23 protein-coding genes and 1 tRNA gene are annotated in these 24058 nt (G+C 74.9%); 19 read left to right on the top strand and 5 right to left on the bottom strand.

The features are described 5' to 3' along the window. Nucleotide 1 precedes the first annotated feature (1 nt). On the bottom strand, nucleotides 2-784 hold the full coding sequence (locus BM142_RS03320; protein ID WP_092195356.1) for a trans-aconitate 2-methyltransferase: 783 nt from the start codon (nucleotides 782-784) through the stop codon (nucleotides 2-4). 301 nt (nucleotides 785-1085) lie between these two features. On the opposite strand from BM142_RS03320, the gene tmk reads away from it, so the two are divergent. The 3 genes from tmk to BM142_RS03335 all read left to right on the top strand — a co-directional run bounded on the left by tmk (nucleotide 1086) and on the right by BM142_RS03335 (nucleotide 4577). Further along, a complete protein-coding gene (gene tmk / locus BM142_RS03325; RefSeq protein WP_092195357.1) occupies nucleotides 1086-3281 on the top strand; it encodes a dTMP kinase in 2196 nt (731 codons plus the stop codon). Then, nucleotides 3278-4447, top strand: coding sequence for a DNA polymerase III subunit delta' (locus BM142_RS03330; protein ID WP_092195358.1), 1170 nt, complete (start codon nucleotides 3278-3280; stop codon nucleotides 4445-4447). Before tmk ends, BM142_RS03330 begins: the two co-directional genes overlap by 4 nt. Before the next feature lie 57 nt (nucleotides 4448-4504). Then, nucleotides 4505-4577: transfer RNA gene (locus tag BM142_RS03335), tRNA-Thr, on the top strand. Between the two features lie 139 nt (nucleotides 4578-4716). Here BM142_RS03335 and BM142_RS03340 read toward each other — a convergent pair. Further along, nucleotides 4717-5217 carry an inorganic diphosphatase gene (locus BM142_RS03340; protein WP_305764359.1) on the bottom strand — a complete coding sequence of 167 codons (501 nt, stop codon included), beginning with the start codon at nucleotides 5215-5217 and terminating at the stop codon, nucleotides 4717-4719. A gap of 51 nt (nucleotides 5218-5268) precedes the next feature. On the opposite strand from BM142_RS03340, the gene dacB reads away from it, so the two are divergent. The 10 genes from dacB to BM142_RS03390 all read left to right on the top strand — a co-directional run bounded on the left by dacB (nucleotide 5269) and on the right by BM142_RS03390 (nucleotide 14955). Then, a complete protein-coding gene (dacB, locus tag BM142_RS03345) occupies nucleotides 5269-6690 on the top strand; it encodes a D-alanyl-D-alanine carboxypeptidase/D-alanyl-D-alanine endopeptidase (protein ID WP_092195359.1) in 1422 nt (473 codons plus the stop codon). An 86-nt stretch (nucleotides 6691-6776) separates the two neighbouring features. Continuing rightward, complete coding sequence (locus BM142_RS03350) at nucleotides 6777-7859, top strand: zinc-dependent metalloprotease (RefSeq protein WP_092195360.1); 1083 nt, start codon at nucleotides 6777-6779, stop codon at nucleotides 7857-7859. Between the two features lie 17 nt (nucleotides 7860-7876). Continuing rightward, the gene (tilS, locus tag BM142_RS03355) at nucleotides 7877-8899 is read left to right on the top strand and encodes a tRNA lysidine(34) synthetase TilS (protein ID WP_092195361.1); all 1023 of its coding nucleotides are present in this window, start codon (nucleotides 7877-7879) and stop codon (nucleotides 8897-8899) included. Then, entirely contained in the window at nucleotides 8896-9480 is a 585-nt protein-coding gene (hpt, locus tag BM142_RS03360) for a hypoxanthine phosphoribosyltransferase (protein WP_175527075.1), read from the top strand. Before tilS ends, hpt begins: the two co-directional genes overlap by 4 nt. Before the next feature lie 391 nt (nucleotides 9481-9871). Beyond that, on the top strand, nucleotides 9872-11860 hold the full coding sequence (ftsH, locus tag BM142_RS03365) for an ATP-dependent zinc metalloprotease FtsH (RefSeq protein ID WP_092195362.1): 1989 nt from the start codon (nucleotides 9872-9874) through the stop codon (nucleotides 11858-11860). Next, nucleotides 11857-12474: a GTP cyclohydrolase I FolE gene (folE, locus tag BM142_RS03370; RefSeq protein ID WP_092195363.1), complete on the top strand. Its 618-nt coding sequence runs from the start codon at nucleotides 11857-11859 to the stop codon at nucleotides 12472-12474. Before ftsH ends, folE begins: the two co-directional genes overlap by 4 nt. 167 nt (nucleotides 12475-12641) lie before the next feature. Next, nucleotides 12642-13490: a dihydropteroate synthase gene (folP, locus tag BM142_RS03375; protein WP_254790506.1), complete on the top strand. Its 849-nt coding sequence runs from the start codon at nucleotides 12642-12644 to the stop codon at nucleotides 13488-13490. Further along, the gene (gene folB, locus BM142_RS03380) at nucleotides 13483-13863 is read left to right on the top strand and encodes a dihydroneopterin aldolase (protein WP_092195364.1); all 381 of its coding nucleotides are present in this window, start codon (nucleotides 13483-13485) and stop codon (nucleotides 13861-13863) included. The genes folP and folB overlap by 8 nt, the downstream gene beginning before the upstream one ends. After that, entirely contained in the window at nucleotides 13860-14363 is a 504-nt protein-coding gene (folK, locus tag BM142_RS03385) for a 2-amino-4-hydroxy-6-hydroxymethyldihydropteridine diphosphokinase (RefSeq protein ID WP_092195365.1), read from the top strand. The genes folB and folK overlap by 4 nt, the downstream gene beginning before the upstream one ends. A 73-nt stretch (nucleotides 14364-14436) precedes the next feature. Further along, nucleotides 14437-14955, top strand: a complete 519-nt coding sequence (locus BM142_RS03390; RefSeq protein ID WP_092195366.1) for a DUF3180 domain-containing protein — start codon at nucleotides 14437-14439, stop codon at nucleotides 14953-14955. On the opposite strand, the gene BM142_RS03395 is transcribed toward BM142_RS03390, so the two are convergent. Next, nucleotides 14952-16139, bottom strand: coding sequence for an ABC transporter ATP-binding protein (locus tag BM142_RS03395; protein ID WP_092195367.1), 1188 nt, complete (start codon nucleotides 16137-16139; stop codon nucleotides 14952-14954). The two genes, BM142_RS03390 and BM142_RS03395, sit on opposite strands and share 4 nt — an antisense overlap. A gap of 38 nt (nucleotides 16140-16177) precedes the next feature. Between BM142_RS03395 and BM142_RS03400 the strand changes: the two genes are divergently transcribed. The 3 genes from BM142_RS03400 to BM142_RS03410 all read left to right on the top strand — a co-directional run bounded on the left by BM142_RS03400 (nucleotide 16178) and on the right by BM142_RS03410 (nucleotide 18730). Next, nucleotides 16178-16864: an ABC transporter permease gene (locus BM142_RS03400; RefSeq protein WP_254790507.1), complete on the top strand. Its 687-nt coding sequence runs from the start codon at nucleotides 16178-16180 to the stop codon at nucleotides 16862-16864. Continuing rightward, nucleotides 16861-17589 (top strand): ABC transporter permease, encoded by a 729-nt coding sequence (locus BM142_RS03405; protein WP_092195369.1) that lies wholly within the window; start codon nucleotides 16861-16863, stop codon nucleotides 17587-17589. Before BM142_RS03400 ends, BM142_RS03405 begins: the two co-directional genes overlap by 4 nt. A gap of 142 nt (nucleotides 17590-17731) precedes the next feature. Further along, nucleotides 17732-18730, top strand: a complete 999-nt coding sequence (locus BM142_RS03410) for a glycine betaine ABC transporter substrate-binding protein (RefSeq protein ID WP_092195370.1) — start codon at nucleotides 17732-17734, stop codon at nucleotides 18728-18730. Nucleotides 18731-18882: 152 nt separating this feature from the next. On the opposite strand, the gene BM142_RS03415 is transcribed toward BM142_RS03410, so the two are convergent. Continuing rightward, the gene (locus tag BM142_RS03415) at nucleotides 18883-19491 is read right to left on the bottom strand and encodes a DUF1684 domain-containing protein (RefSeq protein ID WP_092195371.1); all 609 of its coding nucleotides are present in this window, start codon (nucleotides 19489-19491) and stop codon (nucleotides 18883-18885) included. Nucleotides 19492-19584: 93 nt separating this feature from the next. Between BM142_RS03415 and BM142_RS03420 the strand changes: the two genes are divergently transcribed. Continuing rightward, nucleotides 19585-21192: a DUF6779 domain-containing protein gene (locus tag BM142_RS03420; protein WP_092195372.1), complete on the top strand. Its 1608-nt coding sequence runs from the start codon at nucleotides 19585-19587 to the stop codon at nucleotides 21190-21192. 3 nt (nucleotides 21193-21195) lie between these two features. On the opposite strand, the gene BM142_RS03425 is transcribed toward BM142_RS03420, so the two are convergent. Next, nucleotides 21196-21936, bottom strand: coding sequence for an SDR family oxidoreductase (locus tag BM142_RS03425; protein WP_092195557.1), 741 nt, complete (start codon nucleotides 21934-21936; stop codon nucleotides 21196-21198). A gap of 323 nt (nucleotides 21937-22259) precedes the next feature. On the opposite strand from BM142_RS03425, the gene BM142_RS03430 reads away from it, so the two are divergent. Next, entirely contained in the window at nucleotides 22260-23207 is a 948-nt protein-coding gene (locus tag BM142_RS03430; RefSeq protein ID WP_092195373.1) for a Rossmann-like and DUF2520 domain-containing protein, read from the top strand. 8 nt (nucleotides 23208-23215) lie between these two features. After that, a complete protein-coding gene (gene panC / locus BM142_RS03435) occupies nucleotides 23216-24058 on the top strand; it encodes a pantoate--beta-alanine ligase (protein ID WP_092195558.1) in 843 nt (280 codons plus the stop codon).

The following is a 24058-nucleotide window of genomic DNA, read 5'->3' on the forward strand; positions in this document are numbered from 1 at the left end:
GTCAGGGCGCCCGGTGGCCGACGGCGAACACCCGCCGGAAGGGCAGCGCGACGGTGCCGTCGGAGCGGGCCGGGTAGGCCTCCCGCAGGGCCGCGGCGTACTCGGCCGTGAAACGGGGGACGTCGCTGGCGGGCAGGCGGGCGAGCACCGGCAGGAGCGTCGTGCCCCGCACCCACGCGAGAACCGGGTCGGGCCCGGGGAGCAGGTGCAGGTACGTCGTCTCCCAGACGTCGGCGGCCAGCCCGGCCGCCGTCAGGATCTCCAGGTAGCCGGCCGGCTCCAGGACGGCATCGGGCCGCGGCGCGGCGTCCGCCAGCCGGTCCGCCCACCGGGGGGACCGGCAGAGCCCGGCCAGCAGCGCGTGCGTCGGGGCGCGGAAGTTCCCGGGCACCTGGACGGCGAGCCAGCCGCCCGGCCGCAGCCACCCGGCCCACCGCGGGAGCAGCGCCTCGTGGCCGGGCACCCAGTGCAGCACGGCGTTGCTGACCAGGACGTCCACGGGACCCGGCGGTGCCCAGTCACGCACGTCCCCGAGCACGAACTCGACGGGGCCGGGATCGGCGGCCGCCGCGGCCAGCATCTCCGGCGACGAGTCGACACCGGTGACCCGCGCCGCCGGCCAGCGCCGCGCCAGCTCCGTGGTGAGCCTGCCCTCGCCGCAGCCGAGGTCCACCACGACCGCGGGGCGCTCGGCGGGGACGCGGGCCATCAGATCGGCGAAGGGGCGGGCCCGCTCCCCGGCGTAGCGGAGGTACCCGGCCGGGTCCCACCCGTGCGTCGCCATGTCGTCGCCTGCCGTCTCCCCAGCCGTTGCCGCCGGTACCGACCGTAGTTCCCCGGCAGTTCCGTTCCCGCAGTCGCCTCACCCCTCCGAGCGCTGACTGGCCGGATTCGTCGGGCCGCACCGGTAACGTGATGCCGCCCAGGGACAGCTCGCGCACCCCTCCTCCGACCCGGGAGCACCGATTCCCCCCGACCCGACGTCCTCGGCTCCTCCGCCCGACGAGGCGCAGCCGGTCGAGGCGACGAGCCCGCCGGACGACGGCCTGCCGCCGGCGGGCACGCCGGTGCCACCGGACGCCCCGATGCCGCTGACCGACCTCGCCCGCGGCCGGGGGGCGGAGGGGCACGACGACGGGGAGGGCTCCGAGGAGAACCTCGGTGCGGTCGGGCTGGGCAGCAAGCTGCGCGCCGTCCTCCGGATCCGCGACTTCCGGCGGCTGTGGTACTCGACGTCGCTGTCGAGCTTCGGCGACTGGCTGGGGCTGCTGGCCATCACGGCCACCGCCACCTCGCTGTTCGACGACGAGGCGGCGAAGAGCTTCGCGCTGGGCGGGGTGCTGCTGTTCCGGCTGCTGCCCGCGATCGTGCTCGGCCCGCTGGCCGGCGCCTTCGCCGACCGGTTCGACCGGCGCAAGACGATGGTGGTCACCCACGTCATCCGCTTCCTGCTGTTCGCGTCGATCCCGATCGTGAACGAGATCGTCTGGCTGTTCATCGCCCAGTTCGTCATCGAGGCGGTCAGCCTCTTCTTCATCCCGGCCAAGGACGCCGCGGTGCCGAACATGGTGCGCAAGGACCAGCTGGAATCGGCCAACCAGCTGTCGCTGATCACGACCTACGGGCTGACGCCGGTGCTGGCGGGGGTCCTCTTCGCCGTGCTCGCCGTCGTCGGCCGTCCGCTGAGCCGGGCGGTGCCGGGGCTCGACGAGGTCGATCTGGCGCTCTACCTCAACGCGCTGACCTACCTGGTCGCCGCGGTGATCATCTGGAACCTGCCCTCGATCAGCGGTCGCCGGACGGGCCCGTCCGTCGACGGCGAGAGCTTCCTCGGCTCGCTGCGCAGCGGCTTCTCCTTCGCCGGGCACACCCCGCTGGTCCGGGGGCTGGTCATCGGCATCACCGGCGCGTTCATGGCCGCCGGGGTCGTCATCGCGACGGCGCAGGCATTCGCCCGTTCGCTGAGCGCCGGATCGGCCGCCTACGGCATGTTGTTCGGCGCGGTGTTCGTGGGCCTGGGCATCGGTATCGCGGTCGGCCCGAGCGTGGCCCGCGACCTCTCCCGCCAGCGGCTCTTCGGGGTCGCCATCGTGGGGGCCGGTGCGGCCGTGGCGCTGCTGGCCTGGAGCATCGCGCTCTGGATCGCGTTGCTGCTCGTCGTCCTCATGGGGTTCTTCGCCGGGATCGCCTACCTGGCCGGGTTCACCCTGCTGGGATCGGAGGTCGAGGACTCGGTGCGGGGGCGGACCTTCGCGCTGGTCAACTCGCTGGTGCGGACTGCACTGATCCTCAGCCTCGCGGTCACCCCGTTCCTGGTGGGCGCCTTCGGCCGGCGCACCGTCGATCTCGGCGTCACCGACCTGACGGTGGCCGGCGAGCGCCTGGCGCTGTTCGTCGCGGGACTGCTGGCGCTGGGCGTCGGGGTGCTGGCCTACCGGCAGATGGACGACGGGCGCCCGGTCCCGCTGCTCGCCGACGTCGTCACCGCGTTGCGGCGCGACACCACGGCGCGGCGGCGGCTGGCCGGCGGCGGGGTCCTCATCGCCTTCGAGGGCGGGGAGGGCGCGGGGAAGTCCACCCAGGTGCGCCGGCTGCAGGAGTGGCTGACCAACGAGGGGCTGGTCGCCCGGGCCACCTTCGAGCCGGGGGCGACGCCGTCGGGCGCCGGCATCCGGGCCATCGTCCTGGACAAGGCCCACGTCGGGATCAGCTCCCGCTCCGAGGCGCTGCTCTACGCCGCCGACCGCGCCCAGCACGTGAACGACGTCCTGCGGCCGGCGCTCGACGCCGGTGAGGTGGTCATCACCGACCGGTTCGTGGACAGCTCGCTGGCCTACCAGGGCGCGGGGCGCACGATCCCGCTGGACGACGTCCGCATGCTCTCCCGCTGGGCTACCGACGGCCTGGAGCCCGACCTCACCATCCTGCTCGACCTCCCGCCCGAGGTGGGGCTGGCCCGTGCCCGTGGCCGGGCCGTGGCCGACCGGCTGGAGTCGGAGTCGCTGGAGTTCCACCAGCGGGTCCGCCGGACCTTCCGGGTGCTCGCCGAGTCCGCGCCCGACCGCTACCTGGTGCTCGACGCCCGGCTGGCCCCCGACGAGATCGCCGCCGCGATCCGGGTGCGGGTGGCCGAGCTGCTCTCGGGCCTGCCGCTGCAGCAGCTGGCGCACAGCGACGGGCCGCACGGCGGCCCCGCTCCCACGGCGGGCACCCGGCCTTCCGCGTCCGAGGGGCACCGGCCGCACGCCCAGACCGGGGCGACGCCCCAGCTGCACCCGTGACCGCCGCCGGCGGCGTGTGGTCGCAGGTCATCGGCCAGGAGGCGGTCGTCGCGGAGCTGCGTGCGGCGGTCGCCGCCCCGGCGGCGATGACCCACGCCTGGCTGTTCACCGGCCCGCCCGGGTCCGGCCGGTCGGTGGCCGCCCGTGCCTTCGCCGCCGCCCTGCAGTGCCCCGACGGCGGTGACGGCACCTGCCACGCCTGCCGGACGGTGCTGGCCGGCACCCACGCCGACGTGCAGACCGTCGTGCCCGAAGGGCTGTCGATCGGGGTCGCCGAGGTCCGCGAGATCGTCCGGGTCGCCGGCCGTGCCCCCTCGCAGGGGCGGTGGCAGGTGGTCCTCGTCGAGGATGCGGACCGGATGACCGAGCAGGCCTCCAACACCGTCCTGAAGATGCTCGAGGAACCCCCGGCGCGCACCGTCTTCCTGCTGTGCGCGCCGAGCCTGCACCCCGACGACGTGCCGGTGACCATCCGGTCGCGGTGCCGCGTCGTCGGCCTGCGGACCCCGCCCGTCGAGGCGGTCGCCGAGGTGCTGGTCCAGCGGGACGGCGTCGACCCGGCGCTGGCGGCCTGGTCGGCCGCCGCGGCGGCGGGACACGTCGGCCGGGCCCGCCGGCTGGCCCGCGACGAGGACGCGCGGTTGGCCCGCAAGGCCGTGCTCGACGTGCCGCTCAAGCTGGTCTCCCTCGCCGCCTGCCTCGACGCCGCCGACGACCTGGTCGGTGCGGCGCAGGAGGAGGCCGACGAGGCCTCGGCCGCCCTCGACGGGGCGGAGACCGAGGCGGTCAAGGCCAGCCTGGGGGTGGGTGCCCGCGGGCCGGGCGTGGCCGCGGCCAGCCGCGGGGCGGGCCAGCTCAAGGAGCTGGAGAAGCGGCAGAAGTCGCGGGCCACCCGGCTGGGGCGCGACTCCCTGGACCGGGCGCTGGTGGACCTGGCGGGGCTCTACCGGGACGCCCTCGTGCTCGACGCAGCCCCGGAGGACCCGCCGCAGCTGCTGCACCCGGACCGCCGGGCCGATGCGGCCGAGCTGGGCCGCCGGATCGGGGCGGAGGGGGCGCTGCGCCGCATCGACGCCGTCCTGGACTGCCGGCTGGCCCTGGAGCAGAACGTGAAGCCGCGGATCGCCCTGGAGGCGCTCACCGTGGCCCTCCGGCTGCCCGCCTGAGCGGGGTGGCCCTGCGCGGCCCGGTGCCCGCGGTGTCGTAGGCTGTCCGGGCAGTCCGCCGCCTTAGCTCAGTCGGTAGAGCATCTCACTCGTAATGAGAAGGTCGTCGGTTCGATTCCGACAGGCGGCTCTCCTCCTCCCAGCGGGTTCGTCCACCAGGACGGGCCCGCTGAGTCGTTCCCGGGCCGGGAACGCCGACGGCGGCCCACCTCCCGCGAGAGGTGGGCCGCCGTCGGTGCGCTGGGGCACGCACCCCTGCGGGTCCTTCGTCAGTGGTGGGCGTCGCCGTCCTTGGCGCGCTCGAGCGAGGCCAGGATCTCCTTCTCGGCCTCCTCGCGGCCGACCCACTCGGCGCCCTCGACCGACTTGCCGGGCTCGAGGTCCTTGTAGGTCTCGAAGAAGTGCTGGATCTCCAGGCGGTCGAACTCCGACACGTCGGTGATGTCCATGAGGTGCGACATCCGCGGATCGGTCGCCGGCACGGTGAGGACCTTGTCGTCCCCGCCCGCCTCGTCGGTCATGCGGAACATGCCGATCGCCCGGCAGGTGATCAGGCACCCGGGGAAGGTCGGCTCCTCGAGCAGCACCAGGGCGTCGAGCGGGTCGCCGTCCTGGCCGAGGGTGTTCTCGATGTACCCGTAGTCCGCCGGGTAGCGGGTTGAGGTGAACAGCATCCGGTCCAAGCGGATGCGTCCGGTGGCATGGTCCAGCTCGTACTTGTTCCGCTGGCCCTTCGGGATTTCTACCGTCACGTCGAACTGCACGCGCATAGTCTGGCCCACGGTGACCCCGCGCGTTTCGCGGAGGTCACCTTTTGGGGGGTGGGCACCATCGCGTCGAGCGGTTCGACGATCGTCACAGCGAAGACCGGGCGCTTCCGTCGGCGCCTCGCGATGGGCGTCATCGGCCTCGTCCTGCTGCTCATCGGCGGCGGTGTCGGCATCGGTCTGCTGGTCGACGGTGGCGGCGGGGACGACGGCGCCGAGGCGGTGGCCGTCCCCGACGCCGAGCTCCCCGACCTCGGGGAGGCCGCCCCCGTCCTGGCCTCCCTGGGCACGGACGCGCCGGTACCCGACCCCGCCGTGCTCAGCAGCCGGCTCACCCCGCTGCTGACCGCGGCCGGCCTCGGCACCGGGGTCTCCGCCGCCGTCGTCGACGCGGCGACCGGCCAGGTCCTGCTGGACCTGGACGCCGACGACCCCGCCGTCCCCGCGTCCACCACCAAGCTGCTCACGGCCGCCGCGGTGCTGTCCTCCTTCGACCCCACCGACACCCTGACGACGACGGTCGTCGCCGGGTCCACGTCCGGCGAGGTCGTGCTGGTCGGTGGCGGCGACCCGACGCTCTCGCGCACCGCGCCCTCCCAGAGCTATCCCGGTGCCCCCACCGTCGCCGACCTCGCCGCCCAGGTGGTCGCCGCGGTGCCGGCCGGCACCCCGATCACCCGCGTCGTCGTCGACAGCTCGCTGTTCAGCGGTCCCCTCACCGCGGCCGGGTGGGGTGCCGGGGACGCGCCGTCCACCTATGCCGCGCCCGTGACGGCCACCGCCGTGGACGGCGCCCGCGTCAGCCCGGGCGCCGTGGCGCGCAGCGGGCAGCCCGGCATCGACGCCGGCTCGGCGCTCGCCGACGCGCTGGGCGCCCCCCGCGCCGCCGTCGTCCTGGGCGAGGCGCCGCCGGGGACGCAGACCCTGGCGACCGTGGAGTCGGCACCGATCGGGCGGCTGGTCGAGCAGATGCTGTCGATGTCGGACAACATGCTGGCCGAGGCGCTGGCCCGGCACGTCGCGATCGCCAACGACCAGCCGGCGACCTTCGAGGGCGCGGCGCAGGCGGTGACCCAGGTCCTGGCCGATGCGGGGATCGACGTCACCGGCGTCGCGCTGGCCGACGGCAGCGGACTGGCGCAGACCAACCGGATCCCGGCCGGCGTGCTCACCGCCGTCCTCACCGCCGCGGCCGACGGCACTCTCGACGACGCGACCGCGCTGCTGTCCGGTCTCCCGGTGGCCGGGTACGACGGCACCCTCTTCGACCGGGGGGACGCCGGCGCGGCGCCGGGCACCGTCCGGGCGAAGACCGGCACGCTGCTGGGCGTGCACGCCCTCGCCGGCACGGTGGTCACCGCCGACGGCCGGCTGCTGGCGTTCGCCGTCCTCGCCGACGGCTCGACCGGCGAGGCCGCCGCGGAGGCGGCGCTGGACGACGTCGCGGCCGCACTGGCCGGGTGCGGCTGTTCGTGACGTGAGGGAGCGCCCTCGTCCACGGGCCCGCCCTGAGCTCGTGGAGGGTGGGGAGGACGAGGTCCTCCAACGCGTACCGTGAGGCGATGAGCAGCGCCTCCTCGATGGTCGACTGGGACCTCGCCGGACGCACGGCCCGCACGCTGATGAGCGCGGGACCCTCGACCACCCGCGAGGAGGCCACCGGCGTCGTCCGCGACCTGCACGAGGCGGCCGCCGTGGCCGTGGACCACGTCGAGCAGCTGACCGGCCTGCGGGCCGTCGCCGGCGGGCCGGTGCCCGAGGTCGTGGTCGTTGACCGGCCGGGCTGGGTCGACGCCAACACCCGCGGCATGGCTGCGCTGCTCGACCCCCTCGTCGAGGCGCTCACCGCCCGGCAGGACTCCCGGCCGGGCCCGATCGCCACCGCCATCGGCTCGCGGGCCACCGGTGTCCAGGCCGGCGGCCTGCTGGCCTTCCTGTCCTCCCGGGTGCTGGGCCAGTACGAGGTGTTCGGCAGCGGCGGCCGGCTGCTCCTGGTGGCGCCCAACATCGTCGCCACGGAGCGCAAGCTCGGCGTCGACCCGGCCGACTTCCGGTTGTGGGTCTGCCTGCACGAGGTCACCCACCAGCTGCAGTTCACCGGCGTGCCCTGGCTGCAGGGGCACCTCGAGGCCGAGATCGCCCGGTTCGTGGAGGCCACCGACCTCACCGCCGACGTCCTCCGCGAGCGGCTGCAGGACGTGCTGCGCAGCGTCACCGACGCCGTCCGCGGCACCGACGGCGACTCCGAGGGGCTGATGGCGCTGGTGCGCGACCCCGAGCAGCGCGCCGTCCTGGACCGGGTCACCGCGGTGATGAGCCTGGTCGAGGGCCACGCGGAGTACGTCATGGACGGCGTCGGCCCGGACGTCGTCCCGTCGGTGGTGACGTTGCGCAAGCGGTTCGCCCAGCGCCGCAAGGGGCGGGGGCCGCTGGACCGGGTGCTGCGCCGGCTGCTGGGGCTGGAGCAGAAGATGAAGCAGTACGCCGAGGGCCGGGTGTTCGTGGGCGGGGTCATCGACCTGGTCGGCATGGAGGGCTTCAACCGCGTGTGGGAGGGGCCGGAGAACCTGCCGCGGATCGAGGAGCTCACCGCCCCCGAGCGCTGGGTCGAGCGGGTGCACGGCCGCCCGGCCATCCCCGCCTGACCCCGGCGGCGCGCGACATGACCGGCCCTCCCCGGGCGGTCGCGGCGGTGCGCGCCGCGGTCCGTCCGGCGCTGCGCGGCTCCCCGCAGCCGGTGCTGGCGGCCTGCAGCGGCGGCGCCGACTCCGTGGCCCTGGCCGCCGCGCTCGCGTTCGAGGCCCGGAGCGCCGGGGTGCGCGTCGGTGGGGTCACCGTCGACCACGGGCTCCAGCCGGGGTCGGCCGAGCGGGCCGGCCGGACCGCCGCGCTCCTGCGCGAGCTCGGTCTGGACCCCGTGCTGGTGGTCCCCGCGCACGTCGGTGAGGAGGGCGGCCCGGAGGGCGCGGCCCGCACCGCCCGGTACGCCGCCCTCGCCCGGGCGGCGGGCGAGCACGGGGCCCGCGTGGCCCTGGGGCACACGATGGACGACCAGGCCGAGACGGTGCTGCTCGGGCTGGGGCGGGGGTCCGGGCCCCGGTCGGTGGCCGGGATGGTGCCGCAGCGCGAGGACCGCGGCGTCTGCTGGTGGCGCCCGCTGCTCGCCGTCCGGCGGGCCACCACCCGCGAGGCCTGCGCCGCGCAGGGGCTGCCGGTGTGGGACGACCCGTGGAACGCCGACCCGGCCTACACCCGGGCGCGGCTGCGCGCCGAGGTGCTGCCGTTGCTGGAGGACGTCCTGGGCGGCGGGGTGGCCGAGGCACTGGCCCGCACGGCGGCCCTGCTGCGCGAGGACCTGGACGCGCTCGACGAGCTGGCCGGCGGCCACCTCGCCCGGCTGGCCGGCGCGGGCGGCCTCCCGGCCCCCGAGGTGGCAGCCCTGCCGACGGCCCTGCGGCGACGGGTCCTGCGCGGCTGGCTGCGTTCGGCCGGCGTGCCCGACCTGCAGGCGGCCCACCTGGTCGCCGTCGACGCGCTCCTGGTCCGGTGGCGCGGGCAGGGCCGGGTCGACCTACCGGGCGGCGCGGGCGTCGTCCGGACGTCTGGCAGGCTGGTCCTGCTGCCCGCGGCCCTCCGCCCGGGACCGCACGATGCCCCGACAGACCCCGAGGAGACCCGCGCGTGATCGAGTCTGCGACCCCGTCCGGACCGCTGGGCCCCGACCACGGCTACGGCCCGGACATCGACCACGTGCTGCTCTCCGAGGAGCAGATCCGCGACAAGATCACCGAGCTGGCCACGCAGGTCGCCATCGACTACGCCGGCAAGGAAGTGCTCCTCGTCGGCGTCCTCAAGGGCGCGGTGCTGTTCATGAGCGACTTCGCGCGGGCCCTCCAGCTGCCCACGCAGATGGAGTTCATGGCCGTCTCCTCCTACGGCTCGGCCACCAGCTCCTCCGGCGTGGTCCGCATCCTCAAGGACCTCGACCGCGACATCACCGGCAAGCACGTGCTGGTCCTCGAAGACATCATCGACTCCGGGCTCACCCTCTCCTGGCTGCTGAAGAACCTCGGCGGCCGCCAGCCGGCCTCCCTCGAGGTGTGCGCACTGCTGCGCAAGCCGGATGCGGTGAAGGTCGAGGTCCCGGTCAAGTACATCGGGTTCGACATCCCCAACGAGTTCGTCATCGGCTACGGCCTCGACTACGCCGAGCGCTACCGTGACCTGCCCTACATCGCCACCCTCAAGCCCGAGGTCTATGCCTGACGTCGTCCTCCGGACGACACCGCGGCCAGGAGCCGTTCCGGCTTGCGCTGAGCACCTTCGTCGCGCTGCTCGGGGAGCCTCCGGCCACGCCTCCCAGCGCGACCCTCGCGAGGCGGCCCACCTTCCGCTCCGCGGCTCCGTGGCCACGCCTGCTCCGTGCCGCGGCTCCGGCCCTTCGTCGGGGAACCCTCCGGGCCCCACTCCTCTGGGCCCCCACTCCTCAGGGCCATCTCCAGCGCGCGGCCAGGGATTCCACAGGTGGCCCGGTGTACCGTCGATTCCGACGACGCTGCTCCCAGCGCCGGGGTCCTCGCCCGGATCGCAGGCGGCGTCCCCGGACGATCAGGAGGGTCGACGGGCCGACCGGTCTTCCGGCGCCCGGCATCGGTGTATGGAACGTAAGAAGATCTTCCGCTCCGTGTGGTTCTGGGTCGTCCTCGCCGTCCTCGTAGCCCTCACGTTCTCCTCCCTGTTCAGCGGGAACGACGGCTACCAGGAGGTGCGCACCTCCGTCGCCCTCGAGCAGTTCGCCGAGGGCAACGTCGAGTCCGTGACGATCAACGACAAGGAACAGACGCTCGACATCGACGTCCGGGACGAGGTCGAGGGCAGCGACCAGATCACCGCCTCCTACCCGCTCGGCGCGGCCGACGACGTCTACGACCTGGTCACCGGCGAGGCAGACGCCGACGCCGTCCAGTTCGACACCAACGTCACCCAGCAGAGCCTGCTGGTCAGCCTGCTGGTCAGCTTCCTGCCGTTCCTGATCCTCCTGCTGCTGCTTTTCTGGCTGTTCAACTCCATGCAGGGCGGCGGCCGCGGGGTGATGGCGTTCGGCAAGTCCAAGGCCAAGCAGGTCACCAAGGACACGCCGAAGACGACGTTCTCCGACGTGGCCGGCGCCGACGAGGCCATCGAGGAACTGCACGAGATCAAGGACTTCCTGCAGAACCCGGTCAAGTTCCAGGCCGTGGGCGCCAAGATCCCCAAGGGCGTGCTGCTGTTCGGCCCGCCCGGGACCGGCAAGACGCTGCTGGCCCGCGCCGTGGCGGGCGAGGCGGGCGTGCCGTTCTTCTCCATCTCCGGCTCGGACTTCGTGGAGATGTTCGTCGGTGTCGGCGCCAGCCGGGTCCGCGACCTGTTCACCCAGGCCAAGGAGAACGCCCCGGCGATCATCTTCGTCGACGAGATCGACGCCGTCGGCCGGCACCGCGGGGCCGGCATGGGCGGCGGGCACGACGAGCGCGAGCAGACGCTGAACCAGATGCTCGTCGAGATGGACGGCTTCGACGTCAAGGGCGGGGTCATCATGATCGCCGCGACGAACCGGCCGGACATCCTCGACCCGGCGCTGCTGCGCCCGGGTCGCTTCGACCGGCAGATCGCCGTCGACCGGCCGGACCTGATGGGCCGCAAGAAGATCCTCGAGGTGCACGCCAAGGGCAAGCCGCTGGCCCCCGACGTCGACCTGGAGACGGTCGCCCGCCGCAGCCCCGGCTTCACCGGTGCCGACCTGGCCAACGTGCTCAACGAGGCGGCACTGCTCACCGCCCGCAACAACGCGTCGCTGATCACCGACGCGACGCTGGAGGAGGCGATCGACCGCGTCATCGCCGGCCCCGAGCGCAAGACGCGGGCGATGAGCGAGAAGGAGAAGAAGGTGACCGCCTACCACGAGGGCGGGCACGCCCTGGTCGCGCACGCGCTGCCCAACCTGGACCCGGTGCACAAGGTCACGATCCTGCCGCGCGGGCGCTCGCTCGGGCACACGCTGGTGCTGCCGACCGAGGACAAGTACACCCAGACCCGCTCGGAGATGATCGACACCCTGGCCTACGCCCTCGGTGGGCGGGCGGCCGAGGAGCTGGTCTTCCACGAGCCGACCACCGGCGCCGGCAACGACATCGAGAAGGCCACCGCGATGGCCCGGTCGATGGTCACCCAGTACGGCATGAGCGCCAAGCTCGGTGCGGTCAAGTACGGCACCGGTGACGCCGAGCCGTTCATGGGCCGGGACATGCACTCCCGGCCCGACTACTCCGAGGCCGTGGCCGCCGACATCGACGCGGAGATCCGCGCCCTGATCGAGGCGGCGCACGACGAGGCGTGGGAGATCCTGGTCGAGTACCGCCACGTCCTGGACCAGCTCGTGCTGGAGCTGATGGAGAAGGAGACGCTCTCCAAGGAGGACATGGCCCGCATCTGCGAGCCGGTCACCAAGCGGCCGTCGCTGGCGCCCTACAACGGGTTCGGCAAGCGCACCCCGTCCGACCAGCCCCCCGTGCTCACGCCCGCGGAGCTGGCCGCCCGCAACGGGAACGGCCGGCCCACCGGGGAGACCAACCCCGTGGGCGACGTCGGGGCCCCCGTCCAGCGATGAGCCAGGTGCCGGCCGAGCCGGAGGACCAGCTGCTGGCGGCGCCCCGGGGCGTCGACCAGGAGCGGGCGGCCGCCGCCGTGCGGGAGCTGCTGATCGCCGTGGGGGAGGACCCCGACCGCCCGGGGCTGCAGGACACCCCGCAGCGGGTGGCCCGCGCCTACGCCGAGACCTTCGCCGGGCTGGGCCAGGACCCCTACCAGGTGCTGTCCACCACCTTCGACGAGGACCACGACGAGCTCGTGCTGGTCAAGGACATCCCGATGTACTCGACCTGCGAGCACCACCTCGTCCCGTTCCACGGGGTCGCGCACATCGGCTACATCCCGGGCGAGGACGGGCGGGTGACCGGGCTGTCCAAGCTCGCCCGGCTCGTGGAGGTCTACGCGCGCCGGCCGCAGGTGCAGGAGCGGATGACCAGCCAGATCGCCGATGCGCTGAACGACGTCCTCAAGCCCCGCGGGGTGCTGGTGGTCATCCAGGCCGAGCACCTGTGCATGGCCATGCGGGGGGTCCGCAAGCCCGGGTCCTCCACGGTCACCTCGGCCGTCCGCGGCATCTTCCGCGACAACGCCGCGACGCGGAGCGAGGCGATGAGCCTCGTGCTGGGAAGGTGACAGGCGAGTGAGCATCGTAGGGAGATGCCAGGAGCCGACAGCGAGTGAGCATCGCAGCGAGCGCCAGCGAGCGAGGAGCGGAGCGAGCGCGGAGGCGACCCTCGACATGGACCGAGGAGCGGAGCGAGCCCGGAACCGACCCGTGGGAATGGGCAGGTGACCGGCGCGTGATCGCGCTCCCGCGCCCCGGCCGCTGCGTGGTCATGGGCGTCCTCAACGTCACCCCGGACTCCTTCTCCGACGGGGGCTGCTTCGCCGATCCGGCGTCGGCGGTGGCCCGCGGGCTGGAGATGCACGCCGCGGGCGCGGACTACGTCGACGTCGGCGGCGAGTCCACCCGTCCCGGGGCCGACCGGGTCGATGCCGCCGAGGAGGGCGCCCGCGTCCTGCCGGTGATCCGGGAGCTGGTCGCCGCCGGTGTGCGCACCAGCGTCGACACCACGCGGGCCGAGGTCGCCGAGGCGGCGATCGCCGCCGGGGCGACCCTCGTGAACGACGTCAGCGGCGGCCTCGCTGACAAGAACATGGCCGACCTGGTGGCCGACACCGGCGTCCCGTGGGTGCTCATGCACTGGCGGGGCCACAGCCGGGAGATGTACGCGGCGGCGCAGTACGGGGACGTCGTCACCGAGGTCTGCGCCGAGCTCACCGCCCGCGTCGAGGACGTCGTCGCCGCCGGGGTCGCCCCCGAGCAGCTCGTTCTCGATCCCGGCCTCGGCTTCGCCAAGAACGCCGAGCACAACTGGGCGCTGCTGGCCGGCCTGGACCGGCTCGTCGCCCCGGGCCTGCCGGTCCTGGTCGGCGCCTCGCGCAAGACGTTCCTCGGCCGGCTGCTGGCCGGTCCCGACGGCACTCCCCGCCCCGCCGAGCTCCGGGACGACGCCACGCTGGCCACCACGGTGATGGCCGCCGAGGCCGGGGTGTGGGGGGTCCGGGTGCACGACGCGGCGGCCGCGGTCGACGCCGTCCGGGTGGTGGCGGCCGTCCGCGCGGCACGGAACGCCGACCATGGCTGACGGGCCGGGGACGCCGGACCGGATCGCGATCCGGGGCCTGCGCGCACACGGGAACCACGGGGTCTACGCCTTCGAGCGGGAGCGCGGGCAGCTCTTCCTCGTCGACGCCGTCCTCGAGCTGGACACCGCTGCCGCCGCTGCCGAGGACGACCTCGCGCGCACGGTGAACTACGCCGAGCTGGCGCACCGGCTCTACGCGGTGGTGACCGGCGAGCCGGTGGACCTCATCGAGAGCCTCGCCCAGCGCCTCGCCGACGTCTGCCTGGCCGATCCGCTGGTCGACGCGGTGGAGATCACCGTGCACAAGCCGCAGGCCGAGCTCGGGGTGCCCTTCGACGACGTGACCGTCACCATCCGGCGCGGGCGTCCGTGACCAGGGCCGTCCTGTCGCTGGGGGCCAACCTCGGGGACCGGGCCGGCGCCATCCGCGCGGCCATGACTGCGCTGAAGGACGACGGCCTGGTCGCCCGCTCGACGCTCTACGAGACGCCGCCGTGGGGCCCGGTCGAGCAGCCGCCCTACCTGAACGCGGTCGCCGTGGTGCGCGGTCCGCGGGACGCCGCCGGCTGGCTGGCCCGGGCGCACGAGCTCGAGCAGGCGGCCGGTCGCGTCCGCGAGGAGCGCTGGGGGCCGCGCACCCTCGACGTCGACGTCGTGACGGTCACCGCGGACGACGGCACCCCCGTGCTCTCCGACGACCCCGAGCTCACCCTGCCCCACCCGCGGGCCCACGAGCGGGCCTTCGTGCTGGTGCCGTGGCTCACGCTGGACCCCGGCGCGGTCGTCCCCGGCCGGGGCCGGGTGGCCGATCTGGTGGCGGCGCTGCCCGCCGACGACGTCGCCGCGGTCGTGCGCTGGGACCACCTCCGGTGAGCGAGCTCGCGAGCTTCCGCATGAACAGGGCGAGCCGGCTCATGTGGCGGACGAGCGCCGGCGAGGAAGTCGCGTGAGCCCCGTCCGCCGCCGTGACCTCGCCGTGCTGGCCGCCGGCCTGGCCGTCGCCGCGTGGCTGTTGGTCCGCACGCTGTACGGCGACCTGCCGGCGCTGGACTGGTGGCTGCCCGTCCCGCTGGCCGTGCTCGCGCTGGCCGAGGCGCTGGGCGCGCGCACGCTGAAGACCCGGCTCGATGCGCTGCGCGAGGCGCGCACCCGCCCGGGCACGACGCCGGCCGCCCGGGACACGCCGGTGCGGCCGGTCGAGCCGATGCTCGTCGCGCGGCTGGCGGTCCTGGCCCAGGCCAGCGCCTACGTGGGCGCCGTGTTCGCCGGGGTCTGGGCGGGGGTGCTGCTGCACGTCGCGCCCGAGGTGGGCCGGCTGCAGGCCGCCGGCGGGGACACCCTCGCCGCCGTGCTCGGCATCGTCAGCTCCGGGGCCCTGGTGGTGGCCGCCCTGTGGCTGGAGTCCGTGTGCCGGGTCCCGCCGGGGTCGGCCGACGACGACCCCGCCCCGGGGGTCAGCGCCTAGACCTGGGCGGCTCCGGCGGTCTCGGGCACCGCCCCTCCCACGGAGCGGCGCAGGGCGGCGTGCAGCGACTCCGGCGTCAGCACCCCGAGGAACCGGTCCCCGTCGAGGACCGCCACCCAGCCGGCCTCGTGCTGGAGCATCGTCGAGAACGCCGTCTTCAGCGAGGACCCGACCGGCACCCAGGCCTCCATCCGCTTCCCCGCGTCGCGCACGGTCCCGCTGCCGGCGGCACGGTCGGCCGACAGCCACCCGTGCAGCGTCCCCCGGTCGTCGAGGACGACGGCCCAGCGTGCGCTCTCCCGGGCCAGTACGGTGCGCGCCGCGTCGAGCCCGTCGTCGACCCGGACGACCGGTGGGTGCTCCAGGTCGGCGACGTCGATGCCGGTGACGGCCAGCCGCTTCAGCCCGCGGTCGGCGCCGACGAAGTCGGCCACGAACGGGGTCGCCGGCCTGCCCAGGAGGTCGGCGGGGGAGTCGAACTGCTCGACGTGGCCGCCCTCGCTCATCACCGCGATCCGGTCACCGAGGCGGACGGCCTCCTCGATGTCGTGGGTGACGAACACGATGGTCTTGCGGACCTGCTCCTGCAGCCGCAGGAACTCCGACTGCAGCCGCTCCCGGACGATCGGGTCCACGGCCGAGAACGGCTCGTCCATGAGCAGGACGCCCGGATCGGCGGCCAGGGCCCGGGCGACGCCCGCCCGCTGCCGCTGACCGCCGGAGAGCTGGTGCGGATAGCGGTCGCCGTGGACGGCGGGGTCCAGCCCGACGACGTCGAGCAGCTCGTCGACGCGGTCGCGGATGCGGCGCTTGTCCCAGCCGAGCAGCCGCGGCACGGTCCCCACGTTGACCCGCACGGTCTGGTGCGGGAAGAGCCCGACGTTCTGGATGACGTAGCCGATCCGCCGGCGCAGCCGGACCGGGTCGACCCGCGTGACGTCCTCGCCGCCCATCAGGATCCGCCCCGTCGACGGCTCGATGATCCGGTTGATCATCTTCATCGTGGTCGTCTTCCCGCACCCCGACGGGCCGACCAGGACGGTGAGCTCCCCGGCGGCGATGGTCAGGTCCAGCTCGGCCACGCCGACCGTGCCGTCGGCGTAGACCTTGCTCACCCCCTCGAGCCGGATCTCCTCCGCACCGCCGGGAGCTGCGGGGGAGGGCGGCGACGAAGTAGCGTCCACGAGGTGGCCTTCCTGGTACGCGCTCGATGCTGAACGCGGTGACCGCTGACGTGCTTGCGGCCGATGCGGCGCCGAACCCGTGGTTCGACCTGTCCTACGTGACGTCCAACTGGGACACCATTGTGGGCTACCTGGGCGAGCACGTCAGGCTGACGATCGGCGCCGTCGTCCTCGGTGCGCTCATCGCGCTGCCACTGGCTCTCCTGGCGCGCCGCAGCCGGTGGCTCGCCGGACCGGTCCTGGGCCTGTCCACGCTGGTGTACACGATCCCGTCGCTGGCGATGTTCGCCTTCGTCGCGCCGATCACCGGCATCACCGCGACCACCGTGCTCGTCGGCCTGGTCCTGTACTCGCTGGTCATCCTGGTCCGGAACTTCCTCGCCGGCCTGCAGGCCGTGCCCGCCGACGTGCGCGAGGCGGCGCGGGGCATGGGGTACGGCCCGGCCCGGCTCTTCTGGCAGGTGGAGCTGCCGCTGGCGCTGCCGGCGTTCATGGCCGGGATCCGGATCGCCACCGTGTCGACGGTCGCGCTGGTCACCGTCGGGGTCATCGTCGGCCACGGCGGGCTCGGCCAGCTGATCACCGGTGGGTTCGCCGCGAACTTCTACCGCGCGCAGATCGTCACCGGCGCCGTGGGCTGCGTGCTGCTCGCCCTCCTCGCGGACCTGCTGCTGGCCGGGGCCGAGCGGGTGCTCACCCCCTGGTCGCGGGGGACGCGGGCGTGAACCGGCTCGGTGATGCGGTCGTCTACCTCAACGACCCGTTCAACTGGACCCGGTCCGGCGGCATCCTCGATCTGCTCGCCGAGCACCTCCGGATCTCGGTGCTCGCGGTCCTGGCCGCCATGGTGGTGGCCCTCCCGGTCGGCGCCCTGCTCGGGCACACCGGCCGCGGCGGCGGGTTCACCGTGGCGCTGTCGAACGTCTCCCGCGCCGTGCCCACGCTGGCGCTGCTCACCGTCTTCGCGGTCACCCCGATCGGCTTCGGCCCGACGGCGACGACCATCGCGCTCGGCGTCTTCGCCGTCCCCCCGATCCTCACCAACACCTACGTGGGGTTCCGCGGGGTCGACCGGGACGTCGTCGAGGCCGCCCGGGGGATGGGCCTGTCCGGGCGGCAGGTGGCGACGCGGGTGGAGCTGCCGCTGGCCGCCCCGCTGCTGATGACCGGGGTGCGCACCGCCGCCGTCCAGGTGGTGGCCACGGCCACCCTCGCCGCCCTGGTGGCCGGCGGCGGGCTGGGCAGCATCATCACCCTGGGGTTCCGCCAGCAGGACTACGGCGCCGTCGTCGCCGGTGCGATCCTGGTGGCCGCCCTCGCCGTGCTGACCGAGCTGCTCCTGGTCACCGCGTCGTGGGCGCTGACCCCGGGGGAGAAGCGGCTGCCCTTCCTCCGGGCCCGGCGGCGGACGCCGGTGCCCGAGCCGACGTCCTCCGGTGTCCCGCTCTGATCACACGTCGGTAACGGATGTCGGCGGACCACGATCTCGATTGCGTTGCACGCAACGGAGCGGTTCGATGAGGACGCGGGAGTCCTCCCGCCAGACACGCGTGGCCGCGACGGAGTGGCCACGGGACACAGAAGGCGGGGCCATGCGCGCACGCACCCGGTACATCGTTCCCCTGACCATGGCCGCGGCCCTCACCGCGGCCTGCGGTGAGTCCGGTTCCTCCGGCACCGGCGGTGGTGGCGACGGCGGCGGCACCGAGGCGGCGGGCGAGGCCTGCGCCCCCGTTCCCGGCGACCAGCTCGTCGTCCTCGAGGACGACCAGCAGCTGCAGAACGCGGACAACATCATCCCGGCGGTCAACGCGGCGGCGGCGCAGGCCAACCCGGCGCTGCTCGAGTCGCTGAACGCGGTCTCGGAGGTGCTCACCACGGAGGACCTGATCGAGATGAACGCCGCCGTCGACGTCGAGCGCCAGGCGGTCGACGAGGTCGCCGCCGGCTACGTCGAGGAGCAGGGCCTGGCCGCCGAGGTCAGTGGCGGGAGCGGTCCGGTCGTCGTCGGCGCCGCGGACTTCACCGAGTCGCAGGTCCTGGCCACGATCTACGCCGACGTCCTGACCGCGGCCGGCTTCGACGCCAGCGTGCAGACGGCGGGCAACCGCGAGCTGTACCTGCCGGCGCTGCAGCGCGGTGAGATCCAGGCGTTCCCCGAGTACCTCGCCACCGTCACCGAGTTCATCGAGGGCGACGACGCCACCGAGGTCGCGTCCGGCGACGTGGACGCCACGGTGGAGGCGCTGCAGCCGCTGGCCGAGGGCTACGGGCTGGTGTTCGGCGAGCCGGCCGAGGCGGCCGACCAGAACGCCTTCGCCGTCACCCAGGAGTTCGCCGACGAGCTGGGCGTCTCGACCCTCTCCGAGCTGGCCGACGCCTGCGGCGACGGGTCGCTCATCCTCGGCGGGCCCGGCGAGTGCCCGACCCGCCCGGCCTGCCAGCCCGGCCTCGAGGAGACCTACGGTCTGGACTTCGCGAGCTTCCAGGAGTACGACGCCGGCGGGCCGCTGACCAAGGCCGCCATCCAGCAGGGCGAGGTCTCCATCGGCCTGGTGTTCAGCTCCGACGGCGCCCTCGCCCAGGGCTGATCGCGCGTCCCCACGTCCGGAGGCTCGACCCACGCCTCGCCGTCGCTGACCGGCGTCCTCCCGCACCGGGGCGCGTCTTCCCTCACCGCACACCGTGGGGGAGGACGCGCCACGATCAGGTCACCTGATCGTGGCCGGGGCCGCCGAGGGGGTCAGCCGTACCAGCCACCGGGGGGCAGCTGCTCCCCGGCGGCGACCGGCGTCGCGACCCGGTTGCCGTCGGGCGCAAGGGGGCAGGACCAGCGCGGGTCGTAGGTGCACGACGGGTGGTAGGCGAAGTTGAGGTCGACCACCAGCCGGGCACCGTCCCCACCCAGATCGGCGCCCTTCACGGTGTCGAGCAGGTAGCGGCCGCCGCCGTAGGTGCTCTCCCCGGCCGTCCCGTCGCGCAGGGGCAGGAACACGCCGCCGCCGTAGCCGCCCAGCCACCAGACGTCGACGCGGCCGACGTCCCCCAGCCCGACGGTGCCGATCCGGTCGAGCAGCACGGTGCCGTCGGCGGCCGTCGGGACCTCCAGCCGGACCGGGGGCGCCGGCTCCAGCGTCGCCTCGAACCGCAGCGCCGGGTCGTATCCGGCGTAGGGGAGGCCGCGGAACGACGCCCGAGCCGCCTCGTCGAGGGGTGAGTCCGGGTGGGTGGCGAACAGCTCGTCGCGGCCGTCGCGCCAGGTCCGCCAGCCGGTCTCCGGATCGGCGGCCGACCGTGCGGTGGCATACAGCGCGGTCACCTGGCGGCGCCATCCGAGCAGGGTGAGGGTCACCGCGCCACTGTCGCAGCAGACGTCGGCGACAGCTCGGTCACGGCGGGTGATTTCTGCCCGGAGGACGGCGCGTTCCGCCGCTACGCTGGGGCCATGCCGCTGCGCGAGGACGACGTCGCTGCGCGCACCGGTGTCCCCCCGCGCCGGATCCTGCTCCAGGCCGGCGGGTTCGTGCTCGCGCTGGCCGCGACGCTCGCGGTCTTCCTCACCGACAACCCGCAGGTCCTCAGGCTGGCGGTCGTGGGTGTGGCCTGGGCGTTCGTCCTCGCCACGGTCGCGGCGTCCTCGCGGTCGGCCGACCGTGCGGCGGCGCGGGCCCGGGAGGACCGGCTCCGCCAGGCATACGAGCACGAGCTCGACCTCGAGGCGGCCGGCCGCCGCGAGCACGAGCTGGAGCTCGAGGCGGAGCTCCGCCGCGAGGCGCAGGAGTCGATGCGGGCGGAGCTGGACGCGCTGCGCCACGAACTCGCCGGCCTGACCGGCCTGCGCGACGAGGTCGCCCGGGTCGCCGGGCTGCGCACCGACCTCGCCGCGCTGTCGGCCCTGCGCGACGAGGTGGCCCGGGTCGCCGCCCTGCGGGACGACGTCGCGGCGCTGACCGGACTGCGTCAGGAGCTGGGCCAGCTGGCCGAGCTGCGCGACGACATGGGCCGGCTGCGCCAGGAGCTCACCGAGCAGCTGTCCAGCGAGATGCTGGTCGAGCGGATCGTCATGCGCACCCAGGCCAGCCGGCTGACCTCCGACGTGCAGGACGCGCCCGGGCGGGCGCTCGACGCGGGCCGGTGGAACGAGGAGTCGCCGCCGCGGGAGCTGACCGGCGGCTGGCCGGCCGTCCGGCTCGACGAGCCACGGGAGACCCGCCAGTTCGAGCAGGTGCGCGTCGAGCGCACCGTCCGTCCGCCGCTGCCGCCCCTGCCCGTCCCGCCGGTGGCCCGGCCGGTGCCGGCGCCGTCCTGGCGGCCGAGCTGGGAATCCGGGCCCGACCGCGCCCGGGAGGCGCCGGGGACCTCGGCGTGGGGGTCACTGCCGTCGCCGTCGCGGGAAACGCCCGCGGCCTCGGCGTGGGAGTCGCCCGCGACGTCCTCGTGGGAGCCGCCCGCGACCTCCGCATGGGAGCCGGTGCGCCCGCCGGAGGCGTGGTCCGGCCCGGCCGAGCACCGCTGGGCCCCCGCCCCTCTGGACGAGGACACGCCGCTGTGGTCGGCGACCGCGCACGACACCGCCGAGAACACCCGCCACGACGCCGCACCGCCGACGACGTCCTTCCCGCTGGCGGCTCCCGCCGCCGGGAACCGGCCCGCCCCGGTGCCCCCGGCGTCGACGCCCGAGCCGCTGCCCTCACCGCTGGAGTGGCTCGCCGCCCGGTCGATGATCGACGCCGAGCCGACGTCGTCCCGCCCCGAGGTGCCGCCGCGTCGGCGCCGTGGTGACGAGCCGGTCGGGGACCCGGCCGTCGCGCGGACCACCCAGCGCCCGGCCGTCCGGGCCGACCCGCCGGTCCGGATCGACGACCGCGGCGGCTACCGCGTCGCCGTCCCCGCGGAACCGCCGGCCGGCCCGCCGCCCGCGCAGGAGAAGCGGCTGGCCGACATCCTGGCCGAGAACGGCGTCAGCCCCGCGACCGGGGGACGGCGCCGGCGCCGCTACCGCGACGACGACGAGTCCGACGACGTCCTCGCCCGGGTGCTGGGGAACGGCTGAGCGTCACCGCCCGCGCGAGAGCCGCCCGCCGTCGAGCACCAGGGTCTGCCCGGTGACCCAGCCGGCACCCTCGCCCAGCAGGTAGGCCGCTGCCTCGCCCACGTCCGCGGGGACGCCGAGCCGGCCGGCCGGGTACTCGGCGGCCACCTCCTCCTCGCGGCCCTCGTACAGGGCGCCGGCGAAGCGGGTCTTCACCACGGCCGGCGCCACCGCGTTCACCCGCACCGTCGGCCCCAGTTCGACCGCCAGCTGGGTGGTCAGGTTGATCACCGCCGCCTTGCTGACGCCGTAGGCGCCGATGTTCTCCGACGACCGGAGCCCGGCGACCGACGCCACGAACAGCACCGATCCGCCGTGCTCGGCCATCCACGCCCGCCACGCCTCCTGCACCAGCCCGAGCGAGGAGACGACGTTGGTGTCGAGGATCTTGCGGAAGGCGTCGAGCTCGAGATCGACCATCGGGCCGTAGACGGGGTTCACCCCGACGTTGCCGACCAGCATGTCCAGGCTGCCGAAGGTCTCGACGGCCGTGCGCACCGCCTCGGCCCGGTGGTGGGGATCGCCGGCGTGGCCGGCCACCGCGACGGCGACCTCCGGCCCGCCCAGCGCCGCGACCGCCTCGGCGAGCGCCTCGGGCTTGCGCGCGGTGACCACGACCCGCGCCCCCCGGGCGACCAGGCTCTGCGCGATCGCCAGCCCGATGCCCCGGCTCCCACCGGTCACCAGCGCCGTCCGTCCGTCCATCGTGCCCACGCCGTACTCCTGTTCTCCGTCTGCCTGTTCTCCGTCTGCCGGGCCGCCCACGCTAGGGGGCGGGCATGCCACCCCTCCGGGTGGTCCGGGGGCGGGGGTGAGGCAGGACACAGCCGTCAGACGTTGCGGGCGGCCTCCGACCGGACACAGACTCGCCTTCGGCGGTCCACCTGCGCGACACATCCGGTTGCAGCGGAGCGGCGCCGCCGGCACGACCCGCACGCCGCACCACCCGCACGACCCCGAGCGGCCTCCAACGGAGGAGGCCACAGACGTCCGGTACCCGTCAGGGACTGGAACGAGAGGGTGCACCGATGCCTGCTGCCCGCAGGAACAGTCGCGCCGGCCTGCCGCCGGCCGCCGCAGCCCCGGCCCGCCTCCGCGTGGGCGTCATCGGCGCCGGGCGCGTCGGCTCCGTGCTCGGCGCGGCGCTCACCGCCGCCGGCCACGACGTCGTCGCCGCCTCCGGCCTGTCCACCGCCTCCGCCGAGCGCGCCGCCCGCTCGCTGCCCGGCGTCCCGCTCGTGCCGGCCGACGAGGTGGTCGCCGCCTCCGACCTGGTCGTGCTGGCCGTGCCGGACGACATCCTCGGCGGCCTGGTCTCCGGTCTGGCCGAGACCGGCGCCTGGCGACCGGGGCAGCTGGCCTTCCACACCTCCGGTGCCCACGGGCTCGCCGTGCTGGCCCCCGCGGAGCAGGCCGGGGTCCTCCCGCTGGCCCTGCACCCCGCCATGACCTTCTCCGGCGCCCCCGAGGACGCCGACCGGCTGGTGGGTGCCCCGTTCGGCGTCACCAGCCGCCCGGAGTACCGGGCGGTCGCCGAGACCCTCGTGCTGGAGATGGGCGGAGAGCCCTTCTTCGTCGCCGAGGAGGACCGGCGGCTCTACCACGCAGCCCTGGTCACCGGTGCCAACCACCTGGTCACCCTCGTCGCCGAGGCGGCCGACCTGCTGCGGACGGCGGGAGTCGGCGACCCGGCCCGCGTGCTCGGGCCGCTGCTCACCGCCGCGCTCGACAACGGGCTCCGCCGGGGCGACCGCGGGCTCACCGGCCCGGTCAGCCGCGGGGACGTCGGCACGGTCCGCGACCACCTGGAGACCCTCGCCGAGCGGGCGCCGGACGCGGTCGGGGCCTACGTGGCCATGGCGCGGCGGACCACCGAGCGCGCGCTGGCCGCCGGCCGGCTGAAGCGGCACGAGGGCGCCCCCCTCCTGGACCTGCTGCAGACGGCGCACGACGAGGACACGGCGGGCTCGCGGTGACCGCCGTCATGGCACCTGCCGTCGTCGAGACCGCCGCAGACCTCCGCCGGCTGCTCGCCCACCTGCCCGCGCCGGTCGCGCTCGTCCCGACCATGGGCGCCCTGCACGAGGGGCACCGCGCCCTGGTGCGCGCCGCCCGCGGGCGCGCGGCCACCGTCGTCGTCTCGGTCTTCGTCAACCCGACCCAGTTCGGCCCCGGCGAGGACTTCGACCGCTACCCGCGCACCTGGGACGCCGACCTGGCGGCGCTGGCCGAGGAGGGCGCCGACGTCGTCTTCCACCCGCCCGTCGAGGAGGTCTATCCGCCCGGCGCGGTGGGCGTGACCGTCGACCCGGGCCCGCTGGGGTCGGTCCTCGAGGGCGCCGTCCGCCCGGGGCACTTCGCCGGCGTCCTCACCGTCGTCGCCAAGCTGTTCGGCCTGGTCCGGCCCGATCTCGCGCTCTTCGGCGAGAAGGACTACCAGCAGCTCACGCTGATCCGGGCGATGACCCGGGAACTGGCGCTGCCGGTCGAGGTGGTCGGGGTGCCCACGGTCCGCGAGGACGACGGCCTGGCGCTGTCCAGCCGCAACCGCTACCTCGACCCGGAGCAGCGGGCGGCCGCGGCCACGATCTCGGCCGCCCTGCGCGCCGGAGCCGCCGCCGCGCCGGAGGGTGCCGACGCGGTCCTGGCCGCCGCCGGCGCCGTGCTCGCCGAGCGGCCGGAACTGCTCCAGGACTACCTCGAACTCACCGATACCGATCTGGGGCCGGCACCTGACGCGGGCACCGCCCGCCTGCTGGTCGCGGTCCGCGCCGGCTCGACCCGACTCCTCGACAACATCGCGATCCAGCTGGGAGAGACCCGATGA

The organism is Blastococcus tunisiensis, assembly GCF_900112815.1.
Lineage (GTDB): Bacteria > Actinomycetota > Actinomycetes > Mycobacteriales > Geodermatophilaceae > Blastococcus_B > Blastococcus_B tunisiensis.

Coding starts and splice junctions, on each gene's coding strand:
- BM142_RS03420 (WP_092195372.1), top strand. CDS start 19,585: ATGCCGCTGCGCGAGGACGACGTCGCTGCGCGCACCGGTGTCCCCCCG.
- BM142_RS03430 (WP_092195373.1), top strand. CDS start 22,260: ATGCCTGCTGCCCGCAGGAACAGTCGCGCCGGCCTGCCGCCGGCCGCC.
- BM142_RS03410 (WP_092195370.1), top strand. CDS start 17,732: ATGCGCGCACGCACCCGGTACATCGTTCCCCTGACCATGGCCGCGGCC.
- BM142_RS03320 (WP_092195356.1), bottom strand. CDS start 784: ATGGCGACGCACGGGTGGGACCCGGCCGGGTACCTCCGCTACGCCGGG.
- tmk (WP_092195357.1), top strand. CDS start 1,086: ATGCCGCTGACCGACCTCGCCCGCGGCCGGGGGGCGGAGGGGCACGAC.
- BM142_RS03350 (WP_092195360.1), top strand. CDS start 6,777: ATGAGCAGCGCCTCCTCGATGGTCGACTGGGACCTCGCCGGACGCACG.
- folE (WP_092195363.1), top strand. CDS start 11,857: ATGAGCCAGGTGCCGGCCGAGCCGGAGGACCAGCTGCTGGCGGCGCCC.
- BM142_RS03425 (WP_092195557.1), bottom strand. CDS start 21,936: ATGGACGGACGGACGGCGCTGGTGACCGGTGGGAGCCGGGGCATCGGG.
- panC (WP_092195558.1), top strand. CDS start 23,216: ATGGCACCTGCCGTCGTCGAGACCGCCGCAGACCTCCGCCGGCTGCTC.
- ftsH (WP_092195362.1), top strand. CDS start 9,872: ATGGAACGTAAGAAGATCTTCCGCTCCGTGTGGTTCTGGGTCGTCCTC.
- tilS (WP_092195361.1), top strand. CDS start 7,877: ATGACCGGCCCTCCCCGGGCGGTCGCGGCGGTGCGCGCCGCGGTCCGT.
- folB (WP_092195364.1), top strand. CDS start 13,483: ATGGCTGACGGGCCGGGGACGCCGGACCGGATCGCGATCCGGGGCCTG.
- BM142_RS03340 (WP_305764359.1), bottom strand. CDS start 5,217: ATGCGCGTGCAGTTCGACGTGACGGTAGAAATCCCGAAGGGCCAGCGG.